Origin of the sequence: uncultured Gulosibacter sp., assembly GCF_963509965.1 — a bacterium.
Lineage (GTDB): Bacteria > Actinomycetota > Actinomycetes > Actinomycetales > Microbacteriaceae > Gulosibacter.
Genome location: NZ_CAUPDE010000008.1, coordinates 61,678 through 88,299, shown reverse-complemented (window position 1 = coordinate 88,299; position 26,622 = coordinate 61,678). Strand labels below are relative to the sequence as shown.

Here is a 26,622-nt window from a genome sequence, read left to right as displayed (position 1 = left end):
ATTCAGAAACATGGCAATTTTTCTCGACGAAAACTCAGTCATCATCGTCCAGGGCATCACGGGTTCAGAGGGTTCGAAGCACGCAACCCGCATGCTCGAGGCCGGCGCCAATGTCGTGGGCGGCACAAACCCCCGCAAGGCTGGCCAGACCATCGAGCTCGCCGGTAAAGAACTGCCGATCTTCGGCACTGTAAAAGAGGCGATGGCTGCCACCGGCGCCAATGTGTCGGTAATTTTTGTACCTCCGGCATTCGCCAAGGACGCAATCATCGAGGCTGCCGAGGCCGAGATCGGCCTGGCTGTTGCGATCACCGAGGGGATTCCGGTGCGTGACGCCGCCGAAGCTTTCACTCGCGTGCAGCAAATCGGCAAGACCCGCCTGATCGGCCCCAACTGCCCGGGCATCATCACCCCCGAGGTTTCGCTGGCTGGTATCACGCCCGCCAACATCACCGGCTCGGGCCCGATCGGTCTCGTGTCGAAGTCGGGCACCCTGACCTATCAGATGATGTACGAGCTGCGCGAGATCGGCATTTCGACCGCAATCGGCATTGGCGGCGACCCGGTGATCGGCACCACGCACATTGATGCGCTGGCTGCTTTCGAGGCCGACCCCAAAACGAAGGCCATCGTGATGATTGGTGAAATCGGTGGTGACGCCGAAGAGCGTGCCGCCGAATACATCAAGGCGAACGTCACCAAGCCCGTTGTCGGCTATGTTGCTGGTTTCACAGCCCCGGAGGGAAAGACCATGGGGCACGCCGGTGCGATTGTCACCGGTTCGGCCGGTACCGCGCAGGCCAAGAAAGAAGCTCTCGAGGCTGCTGGCGTGCGCGTGGGCACCACTCCCACCGAAACTGCCAACATCATGAAAGAGATCTTCGCCGGGCTCTAGGCCCAGCGCCTGTTAGATGTTGCATCTCGGGGTCGGCAGCGGCAGCTTCCGGCCCCGAGGTGTTTTGGGTATCGGGGGTTCCACGGCGCTCCGGCTCGATGCCGCATTTGCCACGCCCGAGTCGACTACTCTCAGAACGCAATGTTTCGGCCACTGACTCTCATCTCACTCATCGCCGACGCTCTGCTCTGCGTCGCGGTGGGCTTTGGCGTACCTGCACTTGTTGGTGCGATCAGTTGGCTTGCCACGCAGGGGTGGGTTGATACTCCGTTTAGCGCGATCATCATGGCTGCCACCGCGGTTTGGGGGCTCGGGCTCGGCGGTGAGGTGACGTTCACTGTCGACCCGGCCACCTACCCGCAGCTCGGACTCCCTGAGCCGTTCAGTTTCATGGTTTCGGTTGCCCCGCTGCTATTTGCGGTGCTTATCGCCGTGTTCGGTTGGCGTGCGGGCGCTCGGATGACGGTTGATGAGAACCGACAGCCCTGGTTCGAGTTTGTGGTCGGCATTGCGGCATTTGTGGGGGCCGCTGTGTTTTCGCTGCAGTTCACCAACCCCGACGTGGTGGCCGTTGATGTTACGAGCGCGGTGGTGCCGGGCGCACTCATTTGGCTGCTGGCGATGCTCGCCGGTATGCGGGTGTGGGAGTTCGTGCCCTGGGAGCGCTGGCTGGGCGAGAAAACCGATCTTGTGCTCGAGCTTGCGGGGCGTGCGGCTCGGGTTGCTGCGGGATTGATTGTTGGGGTTTTTGCACTGGCATCGCTGGCCCTTTTGGTGGCATTTTTCACCGGCGTTGGACGTGTTATCGCACTGCAGCAGGCCCTGCAACTGGATATTTCGGGTGTGGTCGCAGTGGGGCTTGCCCACCTGGCGTATTTGCCCACAGCTGTCGTGTGGGCGGCGTCGTGGCTACTCGGCTCGGGTTTCGCGCTCGGTGAGGGATCGTATTCGCAGCTGGGCGGCACCCACGCCGGTCCGCTGCCGGCGGTTCCGCTGCTCGGGCTGGTTCCCGAGGGTGAGCTGCCGGCACTGTGGGCGCTGGTGGCGCTGCCGCTGGCACTGGCAACTGCGCTGTGCCTGAGCGACCGGATGCTGGCGCCGAGTGACGCTGGCCGGCCCTGGTATTTGCGGCTGGTGCCCGGTGCTATTGGCGGGTTACTGGCTGCGGCGGCGCTGTCGCTGTGTGGGGTGTTGGCGCGGGGGTCGCTCGGCCCCGGTCGGCTGAGCGATTTTGGCCCGCATCCGGGGTGGATGCTCTTGGCCGCGATTGTAATTTTTGTCGTGGCCGCGTGCATGGGCACTTTCGTGCCGCTTGAGATAATCGGGTTGGATGCTGCCGCGAAGCCGTCGGTGTCGCCAGTAGCGTCTCGGGAACCAGGGTCGTCGCGAGAACCAATGTCGTCTCGGGAACCGGGGCCATCGTGGTTTGCCGGCGACCGGTTCGAGGCTGAGCCGTACGCAGCCGAGGTTGATGACCACGACTCGGGCGTGCAGCCAGAAGTGAGTAGCGACAGGGCGAAGCGGCCGGATGCGCGCTGGCCGCGCGCGGTTGGCTCTGCTGCCGCGGGTGCGAGTGAGGTGGCGGCAGATCACGGCCGAAGCGGCCAGCGCCGCGACCCGAAAGAGGTGTCTCGCCGCGACCTGTCTGAAGTGCTGCGCCGCCCCGACGAACCCGATATTTACGCCGATCTCGACGACGAACTCTAATCGGGGGCGGTTGCTGCGCCGAGGTCCATCGGCGCCGGCGCGATAAGCTGGAGCGGTGCTGAAGCTCGTAGTTCTTATCTCTGGGTCGGGAACGAACCTGCAGGCGCTACTCGAAGCGCTCGAGGCATCGCAGGCAACACCCAACCCGATTGCCGCTCGCGTGGTCGCAATCGGCGCCGACTCGCCGCGAGCCAACCTGGCATTCGCAGACGAACTCGGCATCCCGACCTTCATCGTCAACCCGGCCGACTACGACAGCCGGGCCAGCTGGGGTGACGCGCTACTCGAAGCGGTGCAGCAACACCAGCCCGACCTCACCGTGCTCAGCGGCTTTATGCGCCTGGTGCCGCCGCGATTTGTGGCGTCCCTGGCACCGGCACTGCTCAACACGCATCCGGCCTATCTGCCCGAATTCCCCGGCGCGCACGCGGTGCGCGACGCCCTCGCAGCCGCCGCCACCCAAACCGGGGCCACCATCATGATCGTCGACAACGGTGTCGACACCGGCCCAATCATCGACCAGGTGCGCATCCCTATCGCACCCGACGATGACGAAACCACACTTCATAACCGCATCAAAGTAGCCGAACGAAAGCTACTCATCGACACGGTGCGCGGCATCGCTGACGGCACCATCAACCTGGAGGAAATCACGGCATGAGCGCACCGAAGATCACCGAGCCACGTCGCGAACGCGACCGAATCACCGTTCGCCGCGCGCTCATCAGCGTGAGCGACAAAACCCGTGTCGAAGAGCTCGCCGCCGCAATCCACGCCGCCGGCGCCGAAATCGTTTCGACCGGCTCAACCGCATCCCGCATCCGTGACACCGGCATCCCCGTAACCGATGCCGCCGAGGTAACCGGATTCCCCGAAATCCTCGACGGTCGCGTCAAAACCCTGCACCCGCACGTCCACGGCGGGCTGCTCGCCGACCTGCGTCTCGCCTCGCACGAACAGCAACTGGATGAACTCGGCATCGCGCCGTTCGAACTCGTCGTCGTCAACCTCTACCCCTTCGCGCAGACCATCGCGGCCGGCGCCGAGTATGACGATGCGGTGGAACAGATCGACATCGGGGGCCCGGCAATGGTGCGTGCAGCGGCGAAAAACCATGCCAATGTGGCCATCGTCGTCAACCCCGACCGCTACGGCGACATCATCGCCGCGCTCGCGGCGGGTGGCACCACCTACCAGCAGCGCCGCGAACTGGCCGCCGCAGCCTTCGCACACACCGCCGAATACGACACCACCGTCGCCAATTGGTTTGCCGAACAGCTGTCTGCCGGTAACCACGAGCGCGCCGGTGTTCTGCCCAGCCGCCTCGAAGTTGGTGCCAGCCGCGCTAGTGAGCTGCGTTACGGCGAAAACTCACACCAGCAGGCCGCCCTCTACACCTTTGATAGGGGTGCCGGTATTGCCCAGGCCACACAATTGCACGGCAAAGAGATGTCGTACAACAACTACGTTGACGCCGATGCGGCACTTCGCGCGGCCTACGACTTTACGGTGCCGGCCGTTGCCATCATCAAACACGCCAACCCCTGCGGTATTGCCATCGCTCCCGCCGGGCTCGATGATGCCGCGGCAATTGCCGAGGCGCACCGGCGGGCACACGCCTGCGACCCGCTTTCGGCATTCGGTGGGGTAGTGGCCGCCAACCGCGAAGTTTCGCTCGAAATGGCCCAGACTCTGAGCGAGATTTTCACCGAGGTGGTCGTGGCCCCGAGCTTTGCCGCCGCGGCTGTCGAGCTGCTCACGAAGAAGAAAAACATTCGCCTACTGCAGCTGCCCGCGGGATACCATCGCGAAGACATCGAACTGCGGCAGATTTCGGGAGGCCTGCTCGCTCAGACTCCCGACCGCTTCCCGGCAGCCGGTTTCTCGGCCGGCTGGGAGCTCGTCACCGGCGAGGCCGCGGATGTCGAAACCCTGCGCGACCTTGAGTTTGCGTGGATTGCTTCGCGTGCGGTGAAATCGAACGCGATTCTGCTCGCCAATCAGGGCGCCTCGGTGGGCGTGGGGATGGGGCAGGTCAACCGGGTCGACTCGTGCCACCTCGCGGTCAGCCGTGCAGGCGACCGTGCCAGGGGTGCTGTGGCCGCATCCGATGCGTTCTTCCCGTTCGCTGACGGCCTGCAGGTGCTCATCGACGGCGGTGTGCGGGCGGTCGTGCAACCGGGCGGGTCGATCCGCGATGATGAGGTGAAGGCCACCGCCGAGGCTGCCGGGCTCACCATGTACTTCACCGGCGAACGTCATTTCTTCCACTAGACCAACACACCAGCTGCCGCAGGGTCGAGAGTAGTCACTGTGCGGCAATAGCCAATGAGATTGAGGGAACCCGTGGCCCGTATTCCGCAACCCACCCACGCCGCGCTGGGAGCAGCACTCGCAGCTGCCGCCGTCACCCTGGCAGGCACGCTGCTCATCACCAACCAGCGCGACCTCACTTTTGTGCTCTCGCCGTTCGACACGTTCGGTCGAGCGCTCGGGGTCGCCGCCATGCCGGTGCTGTTCTACCTGGTGCTGATGTTTACCGCGGGCGCGCTCGGTTGGCTGCGCACCTGGTGGCAGGGCGCCCTCGTCGGGCTGGTTTCGGTGGTGGTCGGCGGCGTGCTCGGACATGTCATTCTCATTGTGGCCAATGGTGCACAGCTTGACGCATCCACCTGGGGCGCCGTGTTTGCAGAGCTTTTGGGGCTGACCTTTCCCTACGCCATGACCGGTGTTTTGACGGCGACGCTGTTAGCTCCGCCGGTGTACCGTTCGCTCGCCGGGCTGGAGGTGAATGCGCGCCTGGTGGGCAATATCGCGGCGCCGGTTTCGACCAGCGCTGCCGGGTCGGCTTTCGTTCGCATCCCGTCACAGGCAATGCTCGATGCCGCCGTCAATGATGATGCCCGCGAGGCGCTGAACGCGCAGTGGGAAGCCATGGTTGCAGCGTTTGAGTCTCATGGCTGGGGCACCGAGGCGATAGCCGAGGCCGCGCACGAGAAACGGTCAGTTTTCGTTGGCGATACGGCGTTGGTGATCGGCGAGCAGGTGGTGTTGGCTCGGCCGAAGCGTGATGTGCGTCGCGCTGAACTTGCCGATGTGCGAGAGGTGCTTGTGGGTGCCGGAGCGGTGCTAGAAGAGTTGGAGGCACCCGCATTTTTTGACCCGGCCGATGTGCTCGTGAGCGAATCGACTGTCTACGTGGGATTGGGCGGGGCAACCAACGTCAGCGCGGTGCGGCAGCTGCGCCGCCTGCTGGCGCCGCGCGGCTACCGGGTGGTGTCGGTGCCGATGGTTTCGGGGATGCAACTGACCGACGTGGCGTCGGTGCTACCCGACGGTGTCGTGCTGGTGTGGCTGGCCGCGATTGAGCTGCCCGAGGCGCTGGGCGGGTTCATTCCGGTGCCCGAAGCCCGCGGTGCTGCGACAGTTGCGTTCGATGAGTACACCATCGGAGTTTCGGCATCGGCGCCCGAGACTGCCAAGCTGCTTCGCGGCCTCGGATATGACGTGGTTGAGCTGGAGATTGGTGAGTTTGAAGCTGCCGGCGGCTCGCTACCGCGGCTCTCACTGCGCTCGCGCGACTAGCGCCAGCGGGTGCGCCGCTACTGCATGATGCGACGCTCGCCGATGACCTCGCCGTAGGGGGTTTCGCCGACGACCTTGAATCCCATCGCCTCGAAGAACCGACCGGGGCCGAGGTCGCCGTCTTCCCACACCGCGATCACCCGGTCGAAACCACGGTTGAGAGCTTCGGTGAGCACCGCGTTAACCGCGAACGCCCCGACCCCCTGGCGCTGATGTTCGGCGCTCACATTCATGCGCAGGATGGTCGAGCGAAACAGCTCGTCTTCGGCGTCTGGATCGAAGGTGGCCATGATGAAACCAACCACCTCGCCGTCGGCTTCGACAACCCGCGGCCACATGGTGTCTTGGTTGACGTACGCTTCCGAGATTGAGTGCGAAACCGGAGCGACAAATGCTTCCTGCCCTGGCTTCAGCGTCAAGGTATTGGCTGCCACAACATTGTCGGCAGTAAGTGGAGTAATTCGCAGCTCGGTCATAGCTCGAGCCTACCCGCTGTAGGTAACGCTTCACGGAAACCTCGCTGTGCACCGGCTGGATGCGAGCTTGTTTACCAAACGGTAAGTTCCAGCTGTTCTCGAGCTATACCGCACTACCATTACCAGATGATGAAGCTCGCTCTGAACGGGCGTGCCTAGCGGCTTGCGGTACTCACCGGTACCGATGTCGGACCCCAATCTCATGCATTCGCTGGAGGCTCCTCGTGACACGTGATTCAAGTGACGCACGGCATGGTCTGGTCGCGCTGGTTCGCTATGACGGGAAAGGCGAGCTGCGTGAGGGGCTACACGTAGAGCGTTTCGAAGCCGCCGATGCCGACACGGTGCGTGAACTAGTAATTACCAGGGCCATTGAGCGTGCCGCCGAACTGGGTGAAGACCTCGATGTGCGCACGATCGACGTTGATGCGGTTTATCCGCTGCGCGTGCGTGCGAGCGGTGGTCTCGATCAGGTAGGCGACCCTGAGCCACTGCAGCCGGGCGACACCTCGCTGGCACCAGTGACCGAATCGCTGCACGAGACGGTTTCGCTGCCGCGCACCTCGATGATGGCGAAGCTGCAATCCGAGCCTGAACCGGTGGCGCAGCAGCACGCACCAGCGGCAGAGCAAGACGAGCAGCTGGTGTTTGCCAAGCCCGAACCGGCGGCCGAAACCGATCACGAAACGAAGGCTGCACCTCAACCCCAGCGTTCGCGAGTTCAGGCCGAAGCCGACCCCGAAACCGACGAGGTGCCGATCATCAGCCGCATGTTTGCTGATCTCGACGACGATAGTGTCGCCGCACTTGATGCCTATCTCAATGAGGGGGCAGGCCGCAACTTCGACGACGCTGAGCGGGCTACCGAGGCCACTGACACTGCGGCGGATGAAGACTGGTCACCGGTATTTCCGCGAGAGGCACGGTCTGCTAAACAAGACCAGCAAGCCCAGCAGGCAGCACCGAAACCGACCAGGGATACCACACCACAGCCAGCTGCATCCCCGTCGGTGGGCGCCGAATCGGTGCCCACACTCGACGATTTTTTCACCGAACCCGAACCGGCCCACAAGCAGGTTGCTGAAACCGGTTGGCGCGCGGGGCTGAACAAGCTCAGTGGTGGTCTCATCACGCTGCGCCCGGGGCGTGTCGAGCTTTCTGAGAGCGAAGATATCGAGGCCATTCAGCGACACTACGATGGGCCGCGCACTATCGTGGTGGTCAATCCCAAGGGCGGCGCACACAAGACCACCACGACCCTCATGATCGCGGCAATGTTCGGGATGTACCGCGGCGGCTATACCCTTGCCTGGGACAACAACGAGACCCGCGGCACCCTCGGCTGGCGGTCGAAACCGGCCAATCACTCGAACACCGCCGTCGATCTGTTGCGCGAACTGCCGAAGTTTGAGATTTCGGGCGGAGCCTCGGTGAACGAGCTCGACCGGTATGTGCGCAACCAAGGGCGCGCTCGCTTCGATGTGCTCGCCAGCGATGACGATGCGGCCAGCGCCGCGATTATTGACGACGACGCGTTTAGTCGGCTGCACCGGGTGTTGAGCCGGTTCTACCGCATCATGGTGATCGACACCGGGAACAATATGCGCGCTTCGAACTGGGAGGCGGCGGTTGAGGCTGCCGACCAGCTCGTGATTGTTTCTACCTCGCGCGAAGACACCGCAGCCTCGGCGGCCTGGCTCGCTGACGGGCTGCGTGAACGCGGCCTGGGAGACAAACTCGCCAATGCCGTCACAATCATTTCGGCACCCTCGGCGAAAGAAGATCAAGCGCGCACCAACCGATTGGAGAACCACTTCTCTCAGTTGACGCGAGTGGTGCTTTCGGTGCCCTACGATGAGGCATTTGTTGGCGGCAGCGAACTCGATGTGCGCTCGCTCAAACCCGCAACCCGCGATGCGTGGCGGCGCGTAACCGCCGAGATTGCGCGGGGGCTGTAGCAGCCGCCAGCTGTGCACCGAAAACTTGGCTGATCGCGCACCCGCATTCTCTCGGCGCATCCAGGCACTAACCTAGCTTGTATGCTCACAGTAACTACCGCTACGCACGCCGTCGACCCCGCAGAAATGACTGAGATCATTACCGGGCTCGACTGGCGCGCCGGTGTGGTGTTGTCGAGCGGAGTGGAGTTTCCGGGCCGCTACACCCAGTGGGACCTCGGCTTTATCGATCCACCCCTGAAACTTGAGGGCCGCGGTTTCTCACTGCGGATGCAGGCGCTCAACGACCGGGGGCTGGTGCCGTTGCAGGCATTCGTGGATGCGCTGCAGCAGATTGATGGGCTCACCCTCAGCGCCGCCTCGAGCCACGAGTATCTGATTGAAATCACACCGCAGCGCGATGAACTGCTCGCTGAAGAAGACCGCACCCGTCGCCGCTCATCGTTCACAGTGCTGCGGGCGCTCATCGCTGCACTACCGTCGGATGCGCCGCATCTGGGGCTGTACGGCCCGTTCGGTTACGACCTGGTGCGCCAAATTGAGGCGCTGAACGAGCCAGCCGGCGGCAGCCAGCGCGACCTGGTGGTCTACCTACCCGACTCGGTGCTGGCGGTTGACCGGCAGCGCGGGGATGCACGCCGCTACGACTTCGAGTTCGAATATCTCGGGCAATCAACCCAGGGCATCCCCCGCGCCGAGGTGCCGGCACCGTTCACAGGTCCCGACCCGCTGGCGCAGCCGAGCCGTGACCACCAGCCCGGTGAGTATGCACAGCTGGTGCGTGAAGCAAAAGCATCGTTCCGGCGCGGCGACCTGTTCGAGGTGGTGCCCGGGCAGGCGTTCCGCAAGCCGCTGCACACCACACCCTCGCGAGTTTTCCAGCGCCTGCGTCGCGACAATCCGGCACCCTATGGGGCGCTCATGAACCTCGGCGACAATGAGTTTCTCATCACCGCATCCCCCGAAATGTTTGTGCGGGTTAATGGCCGCCGCATCGAAACCGCGCCGATCTCGGGCACAATCGCCCGCGGTGCCGACGCGATTGAAGATGAGGGCCAGATTCTCACGCTGCTCAATAGCGAAAAAGACCGCGCCGAACTGACGATGTGCACCGATGTCGACCGCAACGACAAGGCACGAATCTGCGAGCCCGGGTCGGTGCGAATTATTGGTCGCCGCCAGGTTGAACTGTACGCCAAAGTGATCCACACGGTCGACCACGTCGAGGGCACGCTGCGCCCCGGATATGACGGTATTGATGCCGTCGCCTCGCATATGTGGGCGGTCACCGTTACCGGGGCACCGAAGATTTGGGCAATGCGCTTTATCGACGAACATGAGCGCTCACCGCGCACCTGGTATGCGGGCGCGCTCGGCGTACTCGGAGCGAATGGCGACATCAACACCGGGCTGACAATTCGCGCGGCAATGATTCGCGACGGAGTGGCCGAAGTGCGCGCCGGCGGCACGCTACTCATCGAATCGGTCCCCGAGGACGAAGAGCGCGAGACCGAGATGAAAGCCTCGGCGCTACTCGAAGCCATCGACGCCGCCGATGCTGACGAACCCGAAACCGAAGCCGCGCCGCGCACCGGCAGCGGGCATCGCATCCTGTTCTTCGACCACGAAGACTCATTCGTGCAAATGCTCGCCGGATATATGCGCGAAACCGGCGCCGAGGTGCACACGGTGCGAGTGCCGAAAGGCGGCCTGGATGCAGAGACTATCGTCGCGGTCATCGACCAGCACCAGCCCACGCTCGTGGTGATGTCGCCAGGGCCAGGCAGCCCCGATGATTTTGCGGATGCGCAGATTCTCGCCGAGGTTGACCGTCGCGGTCTGCCGGTGTTCGGTGTGTGCCTCGGACAGCAGGCGATAGCCGAATATTTTGGCGCCACCCTCAAACAGCTCGACCATCCGCTGCACGGCCAGGAGCGCGAGGTGCAGGTGGTGGCCGCGGGATTCCTCGACTCACTCCCCGAAACATTCGTCACCGGCCGCTACCACTCGCTGTATGTCGACCCCGTTTCGATACCCGACGAACTCACCGTGGTCGCGAGCGACACCGACGGCATCCCGATGGCGATCCAGCACCGTGACAAGCCGTGGTTTGCGGTGCAATTTCATCCCGAATCACTCATGACACTGCGCGACCGCGCCGGGCACCGAATCATCGATGCGGTGCTGGCACGGTGCGAGGCCACAGCGTAACTCAGCCAGCGATAGCCACCGCGAAAGACGGGTTTGGGCAGCGGCAGCAAAGGCGTTACCAACCCGTCACTTCGACTTTGGTCGTGCTCGATTACACTCGCTTTCGGCGCCGATCACGCGCTATCTCACCCGCGCGTGCCGTGCGCCCCACCAGGGCGGTGCATGCCTGAGTCTGAAAGGATCTTGTTGAGCAGCAAAATCGAGTTCCGCTACCTTTCCGAACCCGACACTATCGCGGCTGGAGTGTTGGATATGCCCGCGTGCGTGTCGGTAATGGAAGAGACATTTCAGCTGTATGCCCGCGGTGATTATCGGATGGCCGGGCCCAATAATGATTCGCACGGTGCGCGGATGACCTTCCCCGAACATCCGGCAATTCCAACGATGCCGGCACACGCCGATGAGCGTCGTTTCACCGCGATGCCGGCCTATCTGGGTGGCTCGTTCGGCACCACCGGAATGAAGTGGTACGGCTCAAATCTCGACAACCGCGACAAGGGCCTGCCGCGCTCCATCCTCATGTTCATGCTCAACGACACCGACACGGCGGCACCGCTGGCACTGATGTCGGCGAACCTGCTTTCGGCGATGCGCACCGGCGCGGTTTCGGGTGTGGGCGCCAAATATTTCGCGCGCCCCGACTCGAAGGTGGCGGGCATTGTTGGGCCCGGCGTGATGGGGCGAACAACACTCTCGGCGATGGCCGCGGCGCTACCCGAACTTGACACCGTAAAGGTTCGCGGCCGCAGCCAGGCGGGTATCGAGGATTTTCGCGAGTGGGTGGGGGAGTGGATTCCGCAAATTCGCGATATCCAGGTGGTGTACTCCAACGAAGAGGCGGTTTGCGATAGCGATGTGGTTGCCTATTGCGCCACCGCCAAAGCCGGGGATGTAGAAAACTACCCGCTGCTCAAGCGCGAGTGGCTGCGTGCAGGCACATTCGTCACCATGCCCGCACCGGCAAATATTGACGAGGAACTCGAAGATCTCGCGGTGCGCAAGGTCGTTGACTCGTACGGGCTGTATGAGGCCTGGGCGCTGGACGCGCCATATCCCACGCACAACTTTGTCGGCATTATCGGCTGCAAGTTCCTCGACCTGGTGTCGGAGGGCAAGATGCGTCGCTGGGATATCGAAGAGCTCGGCGCCGTAGTTGAAGGGAGCGCACCGGGGCGTCGCGACGATAACGAAATCGTGCTGTTCTCGGTGGGTGGCCTACCGATTGAGGATGTTGCCTGGGGCACCACCGTGTACCGCAACGCGGTCGAGCGCGGCATTGGCACCGTGTTGCCGCTGTGGGAGACCCCGGCGCTTGCATAGCAGCAGCGACAATAGCTCACCGGGTGGCAGCTGCCCAGTGCATGGCACCTGCCGCCCGGTGGGTTCGTAGTTTGCGCGTGCGGGTGGCTAGTCGAAGACGATCGTGCGCTGACCGTCTAACAGGATGCGGTGCTCGGCGAACCACTTCACCGCCCGGGTGAGGGTGCGCGACTCTTCATCCTGGCCGAGCGATTGCAGCTCAGCCACCGACTGCGAGTGATCGACACGGCGCACATTCTGCTCGATGATCGGGCCCTCATCCAGGTCGGTAGTGACAAAGTGCGCGGTGGCACCCACGAGCTTCACGCCGCGGGTGTGGGCCTGCCGGTAGGGGTTCGCGCCCTTGAAGCCGGGCAAAAACGAGTGGTGAATGTTGATGGCGCGGCCCTCGAGCGCATCACACAGCTCTGGCGACAAAATCTGCATGTAGCGGGCGAGCACCACCAGCTCAATATCGTGCTCGTTGACCACCTCGAGCACTCGACGCTCGAACGCGGCCTTTTCTTCGGGGTTCGTCACCGGGAGGTGTTCGAACGGCACCTCATAAAACTTGGCGAGGGATGCGAGCGTGGGGTGATTCGACATCATCATCGGCACCTCAATCGGCAGATAGCCCGAGTGATACCGGAAAAGCAGGTCATTGGCGCAGTGTTCGGCCTTCGAACCGAGGATGAGCGTGCGGATGCGGCGGTTGGTGGCATCGAGGTGGATCTGCGCGTTGAACCGGGCTGCAACCGGTTCGAGCTCGGCCATCAGCGCACCGCGCGTTACCGGCGTCGCGACCTCGAGGCGCAGGAAGAACCGGCCAGTGTCAGTGGACGAAAACTGTTGCAGTTCAAGAATGTTTCCCGAGGCCGCCACCAGGGCGGCGGTGATGGCGTGGACGATACCGGGGCGGTCGTCGGCGACAAGCGTCAAAATCCACTGCTGTTCGTTCGGGGTGCTGGGCTGCTGCGTCGAGGAATTGCTCACCAGATCAGCCTACGACACCGCCAAGTTTCAACGCGTAATCTGGGGCAGTGAATATCAGCCTCGATACCAAACATCCCCTGCCCATGCTGGCGCTCATCGCGCTCGCGGCGGCAACTTTCATGTCGATCACTATCGAGATGATGCCGTCGGGTTTGATGCACCTGATGGCGCCCGAGCTGCAGGTGCAGCACTCAGACATCGGCAACCTGGTGTCGGTTTTTGCGCTGACGGTCGTGCTCACCTCCACGCCGCTGGTGCTGCTATTCGCCCGCATCCCCAAACGCACACTGCTGGTGGTGGTGCTCACGATCTTCGCGATCGGCACCATTTTCACCGCGCTTGCCCCCAACTATGCGCTCGTGGTGGTGAGCCGAGTGGTCACCGGGGTTGCCCATGGGGTGTTCTGGGCCACGGTCACCGCCTACACCGCGACCATCGTGCAGCCCGAACAGGTGATGAAAGCGGTATCGATCACCGGCGGTGGCGGCAGCCTTGCCTTCGTGCTGGGTGTGCCGATCAGCACCTCGCTGGGGCAGTGGCTGGGATGGCGCGCAGCGTTTATCGCAGTGGCCGGAGGCTGTTTGGCGGTGGTGCTCATCCTGCTTGTGGTGCTGCCGAAGGGGCGGCCCGGTAAGCAACCTGTCACTACCGGCGCAATCGACACTGAGGCTGTTGTGAGTGCGCTGCAGGGGCCGCAGCACTCGCTGCGGATGGTGACGCTGGTGTGCATCCTCACCGCTATCGTCATGTGCGGGCAGTACAGCTTCTACTCGTATAACGCACCGTATCTGCTGCACGAGGTGGCGATTACCGAGGCGCAGCTACCGGTGGCACAGTTCGGTTATGGCATAGCTTCGGCGCTCGCGGCGATGGCAACCGGGATGCTGTTCACGAGCCGACCGAAGTCGGGCTGGTATCTCACCGCGGTGATCATGCTTGTCGGTGGCGCCGTGGTGACGATTTTTGCAGAGGTTCAGCCGGTGGCGCTCGCGGGGTTTGTGCTGTGGGGTGCCGGGATGGGATTCATGCCGGTGCTATTGCAGGCCCGACTGCTGGCAGCTGCGGCTGCACGCCAGCGAGATCTGGCGGCGGCGCTCTACAACACCGGGTTCAATGTGGGTATTGCATCCGGCTCGTATTTGGGTGGTGTGTTGCTGACCTCGTTCGGGATGCGGGCGCCCGGTTGGGCGTTCATGGGGCTGATAGCGCTGTCGATCCTGCTGTCGATCGCGATTGATTTGCGGCAGCGAAAGTCGGCTGCGTCTGCCGAGTGAACGCGACAATTTTGTTGCGCGCCGTATTCTGAGCTGCTCGCAACTTCGGCCCGCTTTAGTATGGAACGAGCCGCGACTGGCGTTGGGTGGGTCACCATCGGGAAGCGGCAAAGGAAACACGAGCCGCACGCCTGGGTTCGCCGATCCAGTTCAACAAGCCATTGAATTGAACAAGGAGTCAATGTGTCCGACTACCAAAACCTGCCGCTTTCACAGGTCGACCCGGAAATCCTCGAAGTGCTGCGCGATGAACTTGAACGCCAGCGCAACACGCTTGAAATGATCGCCAGTGAGAACTTCGTGCCGCGTGCCGTGCTTGAATCGGCCGGTAGCGTGCTCACCAATAAGTACGCTGAAGGCTACCCCGGCCGCCGCTACTACGGTGGCTGCGAGGTTGTTGACGTGGCCGAGAACCTCGCCCGCGATCGCGCCAAAGCACTGTTCGGTGCGAAGTTCGCAAACGTGCAGCCGCACTCGGGTGCCACCGCAAACGCTGCCGTGCTGCACGCCCTCGCCACCCCCGGTGACACGATCCTGGGGCTCTCGCTTGACCACGGCGGGCACCTCACCCACGGCATGAAAATCAACTTCTCGGGCAGGCTTTACGATGTGGCCGCCTACGGTGTTGACGAAAACACCGGCCGCGTCGACATGGAAGAGGTCGCCCGACTCGCCCGTGAACACAAACCCAAGGTCATCATTGCCGGCTGGTCGGCCTACCCGCGCAAGCTCGATTTTGCCGCCTTCCGCGAGATCGCCGACGAGGTTGGCGCCTACCTGTGGGTTGATATGGCGCACTTCGCAGGCCTGGTCGCCGCCGGTTTGCACCCGAACCCGGTGGAGTACGCCGATGTTGTCTCATCGACCGTGCACAAAACTATTGGCGGCCCCCGCTCGGGATTCATCCTGACCAACGACCCCGACCTGTCGAAGAAAATCAACTCGGCAGTGTTCCCAGGTCAGCAGGGCGGCCCGCTGATGCACATCGTCGCAGCAAAAGCCACCGCCTTTAAGGTCGCCGCTACGCCCGAGTTTAAAGAGCGTCAGGAGCGCACCCTGCGAGGAGCGGACATTATCGCCCAGCGACTGCTGCAGCCAGATATGGCCGAACACGGCATTGCCCTCACCGCCGGCGGTACCGATGTGCACCTGGTGCTCGTCGATCTGCGTAACGCCGAAATTGACGGGCAGCAGGCCGAAGACCTGCTGCACCAGGTGGGCATCACCGTCAACCGCAACGCCGTCCCCAACGACCCGCGTCCGCCGATGGTGACCTCGGGTCTGCGGATTGGCACACCGGCACTGGCAACCCGCGGTTTCGGTGACGACGAGTTCCGTGAGGTGGCTGAGGTGATCGCCGAGACGCTCAAACCCAACCCCGACATCGAGGCACTGCGTGCCCGCACGAAGGCGCTGGCTGAAGCTTTCCCGCTCTACCCGGGGCTGGTCTACGCGTGAGCGCAGAACGTCTTGACGGCAAACTCGCCGCAGCTCAGATTAAGGCTGAACTGAAACAGCGCGTGGCGGCACTGCGCGAACGCGGCGTTGTTCCCGGCCTCGCCACGGTGCTGGTTGGTGACGACCCGGCATCCAAGCTCTATGTGGGCGGTAAACATCGCGATTGTGAAGAGGTGGGCATCGCCTCAATTCGTGTTGAGCTGCCCGCCGACGCAACATTCGAGCAGGTGGCGTCCGAGCTCGATCGGCTCAACGCCGACGACAGTTGCACCGGCTATATCGTGCAGCTGCCGCTGCCGAAGCATCTCGACCAAGACGCGCTGATTGAACGCATCGACCCCGCCAAAGACGCAGACGGTTTGCATCCGATGAATCTTGGCCGGCTCGTGCTCAACGCCAAATCACCCATCGAAACGCCACTGCCGTGTACTCCGCGCGGCTGTATCGAACTGCTCGAACGCAACGGCATCTCGCTCGACGGTAAACATGTGGTGGTGCTTGGCCGTGGTGTAACCGTGGGCCGCTCGATTGGTCCGCTGCTGACGCACCGTCGCTATAACGCCACTGTCACGCTCACCCACACCGGCACCCGCAACCTGGCCGAGATCGCTCGCACCGCCGATGTGATCATCGCCGCGGCGGGCTCGCCCGGTGTGGTGACTACCGACATGGTGAAGCCCGGTGCCGCGGTGCTCGATGTGGGAGTGTCACGCATCCCCGACCCCGAAACCGGCAAGGCAAAGGTGCGCGGTGACGTTGACGCCGCAGTGTGGGATGTTGCCGGCCACGTCTCGCCGAATCCCGGCGGTGTTGGCCCGATGACCCGAGCGCTGCTGCTGGCAAATGTGGTTGAAACCGCTGAGCGTGCGCTTGCCGCTCGCGACCGGTCAGCGAATTAGTCGCCGAAGCACGAAACCGGGGTGTTTCCCTTGCGGTGGAGCACCCCGGTTTTGTGTTGTTGAAACAGGCTATGCGTCGCGGCGGGCAGCACCGGTTTTCACTGCCGGGTAAATCCGCAGCCCATCCCAGCCGTATTCGGTGAAAGCCTCGCGCAGCGTAGTTTCGAATCGTTCGCGGTTCGACTCTTCCATGATGACGAACACGGCACCGCCGAACCCCGAACCGGTCATGCGAGCAGCCGGGGCGCCAACGGTTGCCGCCACCTCGCAGATGAGGTCGATGCGCTGGGTCGAAACCTCGAAGTCGTCACGAATTGACTGCTGCGACTGGTTAAACAGCGGCAGCACCGAGGGCAACCCCTCAGTGCGGTTGAGGCGCGTGAAATCGAGCACGCGTTGAATCTCGGTCACGATATAGCGGGCACGGCGATAGTCGGCGTCAGCAAGTTGTTCGCGCGCGGCATCCAACTGTTCGAGCGATACTTCACGCAGCGTCTGGTAGCCGAGCTGTTCGGCAACGCGGCGGCAGGCCGCGTGGCGGTCGTTCACCTGGCCTGCCCAGTTGCGATGTGTCTCACCACTTTCGACAATCATCCCCACATAGCCGTGTGCCGACAGCGGGTTGACATCGATAGCCGTGGCGTCATCGCCGCGAGCGTCATAGAACACATCGCGGTGCTCTTCGGCCAGCAGCACCGTGACGTGGTCGCTCATCCCCGATGAAGCGCCGATGTAGTCGTTCTCAACCTCGTAACCGAAGCGCGCCAGACGCATCGGGGGCTGATCGAGCTTCCACAGCTCGTTGAGCCCGGTGGAAAGTGCGGCGCACAGCGACGCGCTCGAAGCGAGCCCGGCACCGATTGGCACATCGGTGGTGATAAACATGTCGAGCCCGGTCAGCTGCGGTGTAGGGCGGTCATCGTCGAATACGTGGCCGGGCAGCCAATTGCGGATGATCCAGAGCATCCCCAGCGGATAGTCGCGCCAGGCGTGAGCTGCGGGAGGGGCAATATCGTCGAGCTCGACATCTATTGCCTCGTCAACCAGGTCGGTGCGGATGCGGATAAGGCGGTCGGTGCGCGGGGCGAGCGCCACTGCCGAGCGGGCGCCATAGGCGAACCCATAGCTGATGCCGTCCTGAATGTCGGTGTGGTCACCCATCAGGCTAATGCGACCGGGGGCAGACCAAACTCCGGCGGGGTTGAACCCAAACGCATCGGCGAAACCTGTGCGAACAACGTCGCTCGTATTGCGGTGCATCAGCTGCTCAATTTCCTACGAGAAAAATTACGGATGCCTCTATGGTATCGGGCGCTGCGCAACGGTTCATCGAGAGAACACCGGTGCTGGCGCGGAGCCGGCACCCCAATAGTGCCCTAATCGTTCGTTGCTGGGCCCTGGGCGGCCGACAATAGTGTGCGCAGCTCGGCGCACGAAAGGGTCGCGTCGGCCCGTGCCCGCCGCTGCAGCTCACGGTCGGCGGTGGCAAGCGCAATCAACGGCTGTGGGTGTTGTTCGCGCAGCTGCTCGACCGTGGCGACCAACTCATCGTCACCCGAACCGCTGGCGGCGCGAAGGGATATCAGCTCGGCTGCGGAAACGGCTGCTACGGCTGGCCTCGCCGCCCCCTCGAGCACGATCACAAACCGCGGCCAGATTCGCTCCAGCGGCAGCCCCAACAAGCTCGCCGGTACCCCCGATTGGCTGAGCACGGCGAACTGTTCGATCAGAGTGCGGGCGGCTGCAGCACGGTCGCGCCACCAACCATCGGGAACCGTGCCCATTAGGTTTGCCAAATCGACCACCACCACGGGCCGGGCGTGGAGCACCCAATCGAGATCGGTGAGGGACGAGGCAAAGCCGGGATGCAGCGGAAAATCAGGCAGCTTCTCGAACGGTACCCAGCGCGCGTCGGCCGACTCAGCATCGTTGAGCTGTGGCTGAAACGGATAGCGTGCTTCGGCGACCACAGTGGTGTACGACCAGAACCCCAGATCGAGCACCCGGGTCGCGATGATGTGTGCTGCGTCTGGCGGTACGGTGAGCTCTTCGTGTGCTTCGCGAAGTGCGGCTGCGGTGGCCGTTTCATCACGATCACGCGCCCCGCCAGGAATACCCCAGGTGTCGCCGTGGTGGCTCCAGCTGGCGCGGTGCTGCAGCAGAATGCCGCGCTGCTGATCGACAATCGCCAGACCCGCGGCACCATAACGCCCCCACATTCGGTTCCCCCGAGGGCCGTACACCCAGGCATCGCCCGACTGTGGGTCGATAGTGCGTTGCTGCTCCATCACTCCTCGCTTTCTGGTGTCGACCGAAACCCCCGCCGCGAACGTTCACGCCTCAGCCTAGGTGCTTCACCCGAGACACCAATTCAGCGCGTTAGCACAGCGCCGAACTTCGTCACCGGCACACCAATAGAACGGTTGAATTTTCGTTCAACCGCGCTGGCGATGAGTTTCGACGCGGCAATTGCTGAGCTTGAACCATGCAAACAACTGTCGTCACACTGGCCCGCCATGCGCTCGGCCGCCGTGGTGCTTGGATTGCACTCGGCTCGCTGATGCTCATGATCGCACTACTTTTCGCACTGTTCGCATCCGCTCCGGCAGCGGCGCGAGCCGATCACGCCGCCGATAATGCCGAATCGACCCGCGCCGCTGAACTGCTGGCAGGGTTCCCCGACGCCGATAGCCAATCAGTGCTGATAGTCGCCGAACGCGGCGATCAACACGAACTCACCGCCGCCGACATCGACCGCTTGGCGGCCCTCCCACTACCGCAAACTGCCGACACTGTCGGCGGGCCGATTGTCAGCCAAGACAGACAGGCGGCACTGCTCGTGCACACCATCACTACCGGCGATACCAGCTCCGACACCGCCGAAACAATTTCGGCACTGCGTCAGACACTCGCTGACGCGGACGTGCCCGGGATGACGCTGTATGTCACCGGTGGCCCGGCCTTCGGTGCCGATATCGCCGCATCGTTCGACGGTGCTGATTTCACGCTGCTGCTGGTCACCGTCTGCATCGTTGCGGGGCTGCTGATCATCACCTACCGGTCGCCGATACTGTGGCTCGTGCCACTGGCAGTGGTGGCGGTTGCCGATGGTCTCGCCGGGCGGGTGACCGCGGCGCTAGCAGAATGGCTTGGGCTGAACTTTGATGCCGGCATCATCAGCGTGCTCGTGTTCGGGGCCGGCGCCAACTACGCGTTGCTGCTGATCTCGCGATACCGCGACCAGCTGCGTCACGAACCCGACCACCGCGCAGCGCTCGCGACCGCCTGGCGAGCATCCCTTGGCGCAATCGTGGCGTCGAACCTCACCGTCGTGCTGTCACTTCTCACCCTCGTGTTTGCGGTGATTCCCGGCACTCGCGGCCTCGGAGTTGCGGCAGCTGCGGGCCTGCTCATCGCCGCGGCCGCCGTACTGCTGGTGCTGCCGCCGGCGCTCGCGGTGTGCGGACGCGGGGTGTTCTGGCCGGTAACTCCGCGGCCCGACCGCGAGCCCGCCCGAGTCAATATCTGGCAGCGGATGGCAACAGGAGTGTCGCGTCGCGCCGCAGCGAGCTTGGTTTCGGGGCTGGCATTGCTAGCGGTGCTCGCGGCGGGGTTCATTGGCACCTCGGTGGGGCTCGACCAGCTGGCGAAGTTTCGGGTGCAATCCGAGTCGGCGACCGGGCTCAAAGTGCTCAGCGAACACTTCCCGGCAGGTGAAGCCCAGCCGATTCAGGTGGTGGCACAAACCCGCGACACCGATGCCGTGGTGGCGGCAGCGATTGATGTGCCGGGTGTGTTGCGGGCCCACCCGAGCGGTACCGCTGCTGATGGTGCCCTCACCCGCATCAGTGTGACCAGTGAATATTCGCCGAGTTCCCCCGAAAGTCTCGAACAAATTCCAGAGCTGCGCAGCGCTCTTTCACAGGCGGCCGAGGGAGAGGTGTTGGTTGGTGGCGCGGTCGCGACCGACTATGACTCCCGTGCCGGTAATGTGCGCGATTTTGCGCTGCTGGTGCCGATGATTATTGCCGTGAGCCTGCTGGTGCTGGCAGCGCTTACCCGGTCGATGTTGGCACCCATCCTGCTGATCGCGGTGAATATCGCCAGCGCGGTCGCAGCGATCGGCGCGGGTTCGTGGTTGAGTCGGATGCTGTTGGGCCAGCCCGCCCTCGATGTGCAGGTGCCGCTGCTGGCTTTCCTGTTCTTGGTGTCGCTCGGTATCGACTACACCATCTTCCTGGTGCATCGAGCGCAATCTGAGGCGCGCACGCTCGGTACCCGTGATGGGATGGTGGCTGCGGTCGCGCAAACCGGTGGTGTTATCACCAGCGCTGGCATCGTGCTGGCCGCGGTGTTTGCGGCACTGGGCGTGCTGCCGCTGGTCACGCTCGGCCAGCTGGGGCTCATTGTTGGGGTTGGGGTAATCGTCGATACGCTGGTGGTACGAACGGTCATCGTGCCCGCACTGTTCGCACTGCTGGGCGACCGCATCTGGTGGCCACGAAAACCGAGCTCGGCGCTCGCGAACGAGCCGGTCTCGCAGAAAACGGAGCATGCAACACCCAACGTCAACAGCCAATTGGCCGCTGCTCGTGAGTGAATCGGCAGGGGCCCCACAGTCGGTGGTGGGCCGTCGCACCGTGAGCGCGATGCTGATTGGCCAGCACGTGATAGCGGTGCTGCTCAGTGCCATCGCGGTGTACCGTTCGGTGGCCGACGGGGTGCCGGTGGCGCTGGCGGTCGTGCCGGCCGTGCTCATCCCGGCCTGGAACTTCATTGGGATGCAGCTGTTGCAGCGGTTGACGTCGCTGCGCCGAGCTGGGGTGTGGTGGCTGGTCGGCTTCGGGGTGCTGTGGCTCGGGGCGATCGTGATCTCACCCGAATATGTGTGGCTGGCGTTTTTGCTGTGGCTACTTGCGGGCCATCTGCTGCCGCTGTGGTGGGGGCTCGGGTATTCGGCGCTCGTGTTTATCGCGGTGGTGACGGCGCCGTTACTGCATCACGGTGCCACGAGCTACGCCTACATCATCGGACCGCTCGTGGGTGGCGTGTTCGCCTTCGGGGTTTCGCGCGGCTATCTGCAGCTGCTGCGCGACGCCACCGAGCGTGAGCGCCTAGTGACCTCGCTCACCAAAGCGCAGCGTGATCTGGGCGCGCTGCAAGAAGACCTGGCGATCGCGCAACGGCAGGCCGGTGCCGTGGATGAACGCACCCGAATCGCGCGCGATATTCACGACACGATCGCGCAATCGCTCTCATCGATCACGATGCTCGCGAACTCGGGGCAGCAACACACCTCGGATGCCGCGGCGAAACGCACCCTCAGGCAGGTTGAAACGCTCGCGCGCGAAAGCCTCGTGGATGTGCGGCGCGTGCTCGACGCGCTCACACCCGCCGAACTTGAGGCGGGGGCTTTTGCGGCGGCATTACAGGGGATGCTCGAGCGCACTCACGACGAAGCGGGCGTGGCCACCGAGGCGCATATTGCCAGTTCGCTACCGCCGCTTCCCGCCGAGGTCGAAGTGGCGCTGTTGCGGATCACCCAATCGGCGCTGGCAAATGTGCGCGCCCACGCCGAAGCATCCCGTGTGGTGGTGAGCCTGATTGACGATGGCGATTCGATCATCCTCGATGTCATCGACGATGGCCGCGGTTTTGATCTGGCTGCCTGGCGACAACACGACCCGGATGCATCCGGAACCGCAAGCTACGGGCTGCGGTTCATGCAGCAGCGCGTGCAGCAGCTTGGCGGCACCCTCGACATCAGTAGCGAACCGGGCCGGGGAACGGCTCTGAGCGCGCGCATCCCCATCGGCGCCGCGCAAACCAGCCAGCCAGAATCCCCGCGGCGAAAGGACGATAAATGACGATTTCGGTGCTCTTGGTAGACGATCACCCCGTGGTGCGCAGCGGCCTGCGCGCGGTGCTCGATGGTGAGACGGTGCGGGTAGTTGGCGAGACCGGCACCGGTGAAGACGCCGTGGCGTTGGCCGCCGAATTGCAGCCCGATGTGGTGCTGTGCGATCTGCGGCTTGGCGACGGAATCGACGGGATTGAGACGACCGCGCGGCTGCGCCAGCTTAACCCGGCCCCGGCAGTGCTCATGCTCACGACTTTTGACCGCGATGTTGAGGTGCTTGGTGCGATTGAGGCCGGCGCCACCGGGTATCTGCTGAAAGATTCAACCCCGGACGAGATTGTCGCCGGTATTGTGCGTGCGTCGGCTGGCGGTATGGTGCTCAGCCCGGGCCTGTCGGCCCGGCTCATTGAGGGGATGCGTTCGCCTCGACCGCGGCTGACGGAACGCGAAACCGAGGTGTTGCAGCACCTGGCGGCGGGGGAGTCGAACCGGGAAATCGCGCAGAACCTGTTTGTGAGTGAGGCGACGGTTAAAAGCCACCTGGTGCATATTTTCACCAAGCTCGATGTCGATAGTCGGGCGCGCGCAGTTCACGTGGCCCGCGCACTTGGGTTCGTGTAGCGAAACGAGCCCGCTAGCACCCGCTACGGCTTAGGGATATGGATGACTTCGGTGGTCTCACAGAACGTCTTGTGGTGTTTTCAGGAATTTGGTGCCGATCGAATGTGAGCCAAAACTAACCCGCATATGCCGCGCATGCTCACCAAGGTGCGTCGCGACATCATTAAATCACCATCGGGAAGATCGGCGTATGTGTCGAGACCGTTATCGTCGCCACACCAGAAACTCGCGAACTGGCTCGCTACACGAATCGCGCCTAACAGCTAGTCAGGAGACAGCATCCGCCCCCGCGGATACCGTGCCGACGCCGCGAGCCCGGGCGTCCTCGGCGACCTCGACAAGCTGGCAGCTGAACTCATTGAAGTGGTGTGGTTCTGACAGGCTGCTTCTGAAGACCTCGACCTGGCGCCGGACGGGAACGTACCAGTGTGTTCTGACCAGCATGAGGTAGCGGTAGCGGCACAGTGAGCTGTGCCGCATACGATCGGTCTACGCGAATCTCGAGCACGCTACTTGGCTGTGTGCGCAGTGCGGTCGGGTGCATCGGTCGGGTGCATCGGGTCGAGATGTGGCTACCAAACAAAGAAGCCGCAAAGGTGCCTGGTGTGAACCGTTCAACGATCACGCGATGGGTGCAGGTCTGAGCGTCTGGATCCAGGAAGCAGCGGTCGAAACTATGGTTGAGGTCAGCGAGCGTCGTGACTGCCAAGGGCTGTCTGTCGGTCGGGTTGCTCTAACTTAGTTCAAAGCTGACCGGCAGCCAGCCGGCGACTTGCGATGCTAATCTATCTGCAGCTAGTGTGGTAGCGATAGCTGGGGCTGAAACAGTGCTCATGAGCGTCAATTCGAGAAACCCGTGCATCGCGCACGGGTTTCTGCGTTTCCAGGCATACTAGTCAAATGCTGCTTGCCTACATCGATGAGATTGGCGAACCCGGTGCTTTTATCAGCAGGGATGACGCGAGGTTCAATACCCACCCGGCGTTTGGGTATGCCGGGTTCATCATCAATGATCACGATGCTGGCTACTTCGCGAGCAAGTTTCAGCAAGAGAAAGCCGCACTATTTGCGCACGAGATACGTGAAAGCGACAGAGATGCTGGGAGGTGGGAGAAGAAGGGCTCCGAGATCTTCACCTGGAAGACGATGGTCCGCTACCCGCAACAGTTTCGTGTGTTTGACGGTCTCGTTCGACTGCTGACGGATCGTGGTGGAAAGCTCTTCTACTACGCCAATGAGAAATTACGGGGGACGCCAAAGCAGGCGAAGGTAGATCCGGGGGATCGAGAAACCGCAGCTATGCAAGAGACACTCAACAGGCTGGCCACATATGCCGAAGCAAAAAAGAAGAATCTGTTGGTAATGATGGATCAGGTCAATGAGAAGCAACGCAAGAGTCGACTTCAGGTCATGTACGCGCACATTCTTGGACGTGGAACTCGGCGGATTGAGATGCGGCGCATCGTGGAGCCACCAATGCACATTGACAGCCAGCTGAGCGCAAACATTCAATTTGCAGATTGGGTAGCGGCGTGCGTTGGGCGCGCGATGGACTACCAGTTATTGGAGCATTCGCAGTATCAGTGGGTAACAAACCGGGAGATGGCACCAGCTTTGCATGGCAGTTTCACGCTTGAATCGAAACTGCATCTATGCCATCGATCGGTTGATGATCTCCATCACTACGAGATCTTTCATAAACATCGCCCGATCTACCCGGTAGTGGATGGCCATCGCGTGAGTGCCTCAACCCCGCTTGACGTGCAACGTAAGATGCGCGGGCTTGCGAGCCGGGATAGTCGGCCTCAATAGGTCTCCGAATGCACACGTTGATGTGATAGCCGCAGGCGCGTAGTGTCTGAACGCGCAATGAAGAACCCCCGGGGGGCGTCTCGAAAGATGCCGGGGGTTCTTGCGTTACACGGCTACTGAGCGTCCTGGTCGGCCCATTTACGGCCGCGCCCGGGGCGTGAGGCGTTCCATTTATCTATGGTTTCGGGTATCCAGCCGTGCATGGTTCCCACGATGGCGTCGGGTTCTGGCAGGTTGAAGCGTCCTGGGTTTTGTTCCGCTTCTTATGTGAGTGCCGGTTTCGACTCTCGGGTTCGATGGTAGGCCCGTTCGACGTCGGCCGGGGTCTGGTAGTCCAGGGCCTGGTGGAGCCGTTGATGGTTCCACCAGTGGACCCAGTTCATAGTCGCGAACTCGACCTCGGTTACCGACGGCCATGCCGGCCTGGCGTGGATCAGCTCTGCCTTGTAGAGCCCGTTGACCGTTTCGGCCAGAGCGTTATCGTAGCTGTCTCCACGCGAACCCACCGACGCAGTGATCCCCGCCTGGGCGAGGTTTTCGGTGTAGCGGACACTCACGTACTGGCTGCCACGATCACTGTGATGCACCAACCCGTCGATGACCTGACCCTTCGCCGTGACCAGCGCGTGCTGGAGCGCCTCAAGGGGAAGGTCCTCGGTGCGCATGCTCGCCCTTGTCGCCCAGCCCGCGATACGGCGGGAGAACACATCGATCACGAATGCGGTGTAACAGAACCCGCCGGCCGTGCGGACGTAGGTGATGTCCGCGACCCACAGCCGGTTCGGCCCGCCCGCATGGAAGTTCCGTTCTACCAGGTCCGGGCGATGCTCCGGAACAACTGCCGGCCGCGTGGTGCGCAGCTTACGGCCACGGACCACACCCTGCAGACCGGCCTGTCGCATCAGACGGGAGCACTGGTCACGGCCGATCCGCCAGCCCTGGCGACGCATCGCATTCCAGATCTTCCGTACCCCATAAACCCCGTAATTTTCGGCGTGGAGTCGGCGGATATGTTCGATCAGCACCTGGTCACGCAAAGCCCGGTCGCTCGTCGGCCGCGACCGCGCGGCCCGATACCCACGCGAGGTGACTGAATCTCCCTCAGTCTGCCCCAACACAGAGCAGATGGGCTCGACCCCGAACTGATCGCGATACATGTCGATGTAAGCGATCATCTCGTCGAGGGGCGGTCGAGCTCCGCCGCGAAAAACGCTGACGCAGTCTTCAAGATCTCGTTCGCCCTGCGCAGCTCAGCACTCTCACGCCGCAGCCGAGGGATCTCAGCCTGCGCATCACTCGACACACCAGGCTGGACACAGGCATCAATCCGGGCCTGCTTCAACCACCGCCGCAACGACTCCTTCGACACATCCAACTTCGGCGCGATCTCACTGATCGCCTGGTACTGCGAGAGGCCTTCCTCGGCCTCCATCCGATCCATCACCATGCGCATCGCACGATCCCGGAACGGCTGCGGGTACTTACTCGGCATCTTCCAATCCTCCCGCATCAGGATTGGAACGAAACCCAGGACGCTTCAATTTTTTTCGCGTTTCCGGCACGGTGAACTGCAA

General features: G+C 62.9%; 20 protein-coding genes and 1 other annotated feature. Of the genes, 15 read left to right on the top strand and 5 right to left on the bottom strand.

Annotation, left to right across the window (positions count from 1 at the left end):
- The first annotated feature begins 10 nt into the window (after nucleotides 1-10).
- The 5 genes from sucD to RQ865_RS06620 all read left to right on the top strand — a co-directional run bounded on the left by sucD (nucleotide 11) and on the right by RQ865_RS06620 (nucleotide 6,187).
- The gene (gene sucD, locus RQ865_RS06640; RefSeq protein ID WP_311478348.1) at nucleotides 11-895 is read left to right on the top strand and encodes a succinate--CoA ligase subunit alpha; all 885 of its coding nucleotides are present in this window, start codon (nucleotides 11-13) and stop codon (nucleotides 893-895) included.
- 141 nt (nucleotides 896-1,036) lie between these two features.
- Nucleotides 1,037-2,602: a DUF6350 family protein gene (locus RQ865_RS06635; protein WP_311478347.1), complete on the top strand. Its 1,566-nt coding sequence runs from the start codon at nucleotides 1,037-1,039 to the stop codon at nucleotides 2,600-2,602.
- A gap of 55 nt (nucleotides 2,603-2,657) precedes the next feature.
- Nucleotides 2,658-3,263 carry a phosphoribosylglycinamide formyltransferase gene (gene purN / locus RQ865_RS06630; RefSeq protein WP_311478345.1) on the top strand — a complete coding sequence of 202 codons (606 nt, stop codon included), beginning with the start codon at nucleotides 2,658-2,660 and terminating at the stop codon, nucleotides 3,261-3,263.
- The gene (gene purH, locus RQ865_RS06625; protein WP_311478343.1) at nucleotides 3,260-4,876 is read left to right on the top strand and encodes a bifunctional phosphoribosylaminoimidazolecarboxamide formyltransferase/IMP cyclohydrolase; all 1,617 of its coding nucleotides are present in this window, start codon (nucleotides 3,260-3,262) and stop codon (nucleotides 4,874-4,876) included. The genes purN and purH overlap by 4 nt, the downstream gene beginning before the upstream one ends.
- A 72-nt stretch (nucleotides 4,877-4,948) precedes the next feature.
- Nucleotides 4,949-6,187 carry a hypothetical protein gene (locus RQ865_RS06620; RefSeq protein WP_311478341.1) on the top strand — a complete coding sequence of 413 codons (1,239 nt, stop codon included), beginning with the start codon at nucleotides 4,949-4,951 and terminating at the stop codon, nucleotides 6,185-6,187.
- 17 nt (nucleotides 6,188-6,204) lie between these two features.
- Here the strand turns inward: RQ865_RS06620 and RQ865_RS06615 are convergent, their stop codons facing one another.
- On the bottom strand, nucleotides 6,205-6,663 hold the full coding sequence (locus RQ865_RS06615; RefSeq protein ID WP_311478339.1) for a GNAT family N-acetyltransferase: 459 nt from the start codon (nucleotides 6,661-6,663) through the stop codon (nucleotides 6,205-6,207).
- 224 nt (nucleotides 6,664-6,887) lie between these two features.
- On the opposite strand from RQ865_RS06615, the gene RQ865_RS06610 reads away from it, so the two are divergent.
- The 3 genes from RQ865_RS06610 (at nucleotide 6,888) to RQ865_RS06600 (ending at nucleotide 12,152) form a co-directional block, all read left to right on the top strand.
- Nucleotides 6,888-8,621 (top strand): chromosome partitioning protein, encoded by a 1,734-nt coding sequence (locus RQ865_RS06610; RefSeq protein WP_311478337.1) that lies wholly within the window; start codon nucleotides 6,888-6,890, stop codon nucleotides 8,619-8,621.
- A gap of 81 nt (nucleotides 8,622-8,702) precedes the next feature.
- Entirely contained in the window at nucleotides 8,703-10,832 is a 2,130-nt protein-coding gene (locus RQ865_RS06605; RefSeq protein ID WP_311478335.1) for an anthranilate synthase component I, read from the top strand.
- Between the two features lie 186 nt (nucleotides 10,833-11,018).
- The gene (locus tag RQ865_RS06600) at nucleotides 11,019-12,152 is read left to right on the top strand and encodes a tyramine oxidase subunit B (RefSeq protein WP_311478334.1); all 1,134 of its coding nucleotides are present in this window, start codon (nucleotides 11,019-11,021) and stop codon (nucleotides 12,150-12,152) included.
- Nucleotides 12,153-12,239: 87 nt separating this feature from the next.
- On the opposite strand, the gene purU is transcribed toward RQ865_RS06600, so the two are convergent.
- Nucleotides 12,240-13,073 (bottom strand): formyltetrahydrofolate deformylase, encoded by an 834-nt coding sequence (purU, locus tag RQ865_RS06595; protein ID WP_399521810.1) that lies wholly within the window; start codon nucleotides 13,071-13,073, stop codon nucleotides 12,240-12,242.
- 98 nt (nucleotides 13,074-13,171) lie between these two features.
- On the opposite strand from purU, the gene RQ865_RS06590 reads away from it, so the two are divergent.
- The 3 genes from RQ865_RS06590 to RQ865_RS06580 all read left to right on the top strand — a co-directional run bounded on the left by RQ865_RS06590 (nucleotide 13,172) and on the right by RQ865_RS06580 (nucleotide 16,755).
- The gene (locus RQ865_RS06590) at nucleotides 13,172-14,398 is read left to right on the top strand and encodes an MFS transporter (protein ID WP_311478332.1); all 1,227 of its coding nucleotides are present in this window, start codon (nucleotides 13,172-13,174) and stop codon (nucleotides 14,396-14,398) included.
- A 183-nt stretch (nucleotides 14,399-14,581) separates the two neighbouring features.
- Nucleotides 14,582-15,856, top strand: a complete 1,275-nt coding sequence (gene glyA, locus RQ865_RS06585) for a serine hydroxymethyltransferase (RefSeq protein ID WP_311478331.1) — start codon at nucleotides 14,582-14,584, stop codon at nucleotides 15,854-15,856.
- Entirely contained in the window at nucleotides 15,853-16,755 is a 903-nt protein-coding gene (locus tag RQ865_RS06580; RefSeq protein ID WP_311478330.1) for a bifunctional methylenetetrahydrofolate dehydrogenase/methenyltetrahydrofolate cyclohydrolase, read from the top strand. The genes glyA and RQ865_RS06580 overlap by 4 nt, the downstream gene beginning before the upstream one ends.
- A gap of 69 nt (nucleotides 16,756-16,824) precedes the next feature.
- Here RQ865_RS06580 and RQ865_RS06575 read toward each other — a convergent pair whose 3' ends face one another.
- Nucleotides 16,825-18,015: a galactokinase family protein gene (locus RQ865_RS06575; protein ID WP_311478328.1), complete on the bottom strand. Its 1,191-nt coding sequence runs from the start codon at nucleotides 18,013-18,015 to the stop codon at nucleotides 16,825-16,827.
- A gap of 116 nt (nucleotides 18,016-18,131) precedes the next feature.
- Nucleotides 18,132-19,043, bottom strand: coding sequence for an NUDIX domain-containing protein (locus tag RQ865_RS06570; protein WP_311478327.1), 912 nt, complete (start codon nucleotides 19,041-19,043; stop codon nucleotides 18,132-18,134).
- A gap of 197 nt (nucleotides 19,044-19,240) precedes the next feature.
- Between RQ865_RS06570 and RQ865_RS06565 the strand changes: the two genes are divergently transcribed.
- From RQ865_RS06565 to RQ865_RS06550, 4 genes are all read left to right on the top strand, one after another.
- The gene (locus tag RQ865_RS06565) at nucleotides 19,241-21,355 is read left to right on the top strand and encodes an MMPL family transporter (protein WP_311478326.1); all 2,115 of its coding nucleotides are present in this window, start codon (nucleotides 19,241-19,243) and stop codon (nucleotides 21,353-21,355) included.
- Nucleotides 21,309-22,622 carry a sensor histidine kinase gene (locus RQ865_RS06560; RefSeq protein WP_311478325.1) on the top strand — a complete coding sequence of 438 codons (1,314 nt, stop codon included), beginning with the start codon at nucleotides 21,309-21,311 and terminating at the stop codon, nucleotides 22,620-22,622. Before RQ865_RS06565 ends, RQ865_RS06560 begins: the two co-directional genes overlap by 47 nt.
- Nucleotides 22,619-23,236 (top strand): response regulator transcription factor, encoded by a 618-nt coding sequence (locus RQ865_RS06555; protein WP_311478324.1) that lies wholly within the window; start codon nucleotides 22,619-22,621, stop codon nucleotides 23,234-23,236. The genes RQ865_RS06560 and RQ865_RS06555 overlap by 4 nt, the downstream gene beginning before the upstream one ends.
- A 900-nt stretch (nucleotides 23,237-24,136) precedes the next feature.
- Nucleotides 24,137-25,048 (top strand): DUF3800 domain-containing protein, encoded by a 912-nt coding sequence (locus RQ865_RS06550; protein WP_311478323.1) that lies wholly within the window; start codon nucleotides 24,137-24,139, stop codon nucleotides 25,046-25,048.
- Between the two features lie 263 nt (nucleotides 25,049-25,311).
- Here RQ865_RS06550 and RQ865_RS06545 read toward each other — a convergent pair.
- Nucleotides 25,312-26,540, bottom strand: a protein-coding gene (locus RQ865_RS06545) for an IS3 family transposase (RefSeq protein ID WP_311478322.1) whose coding sequence is annotated in 2 segments (ribosomal slippage) — nucleotides 25,312-26,252 and nucleotides 26,252-26,540 — 1,230 coding nt in all. Because the reading frame shifts where the segments join, the coding sequence is not laid out codon by codon here.
- Nucleotides 26,166-26,262, bottom strand: a sequence feature (AL1L pseudoknot). Its footprint overlaps the gene before it by 97 nt.
- Nucleotides 26,541-26,622: the final 82 nt, after the last annotated feature.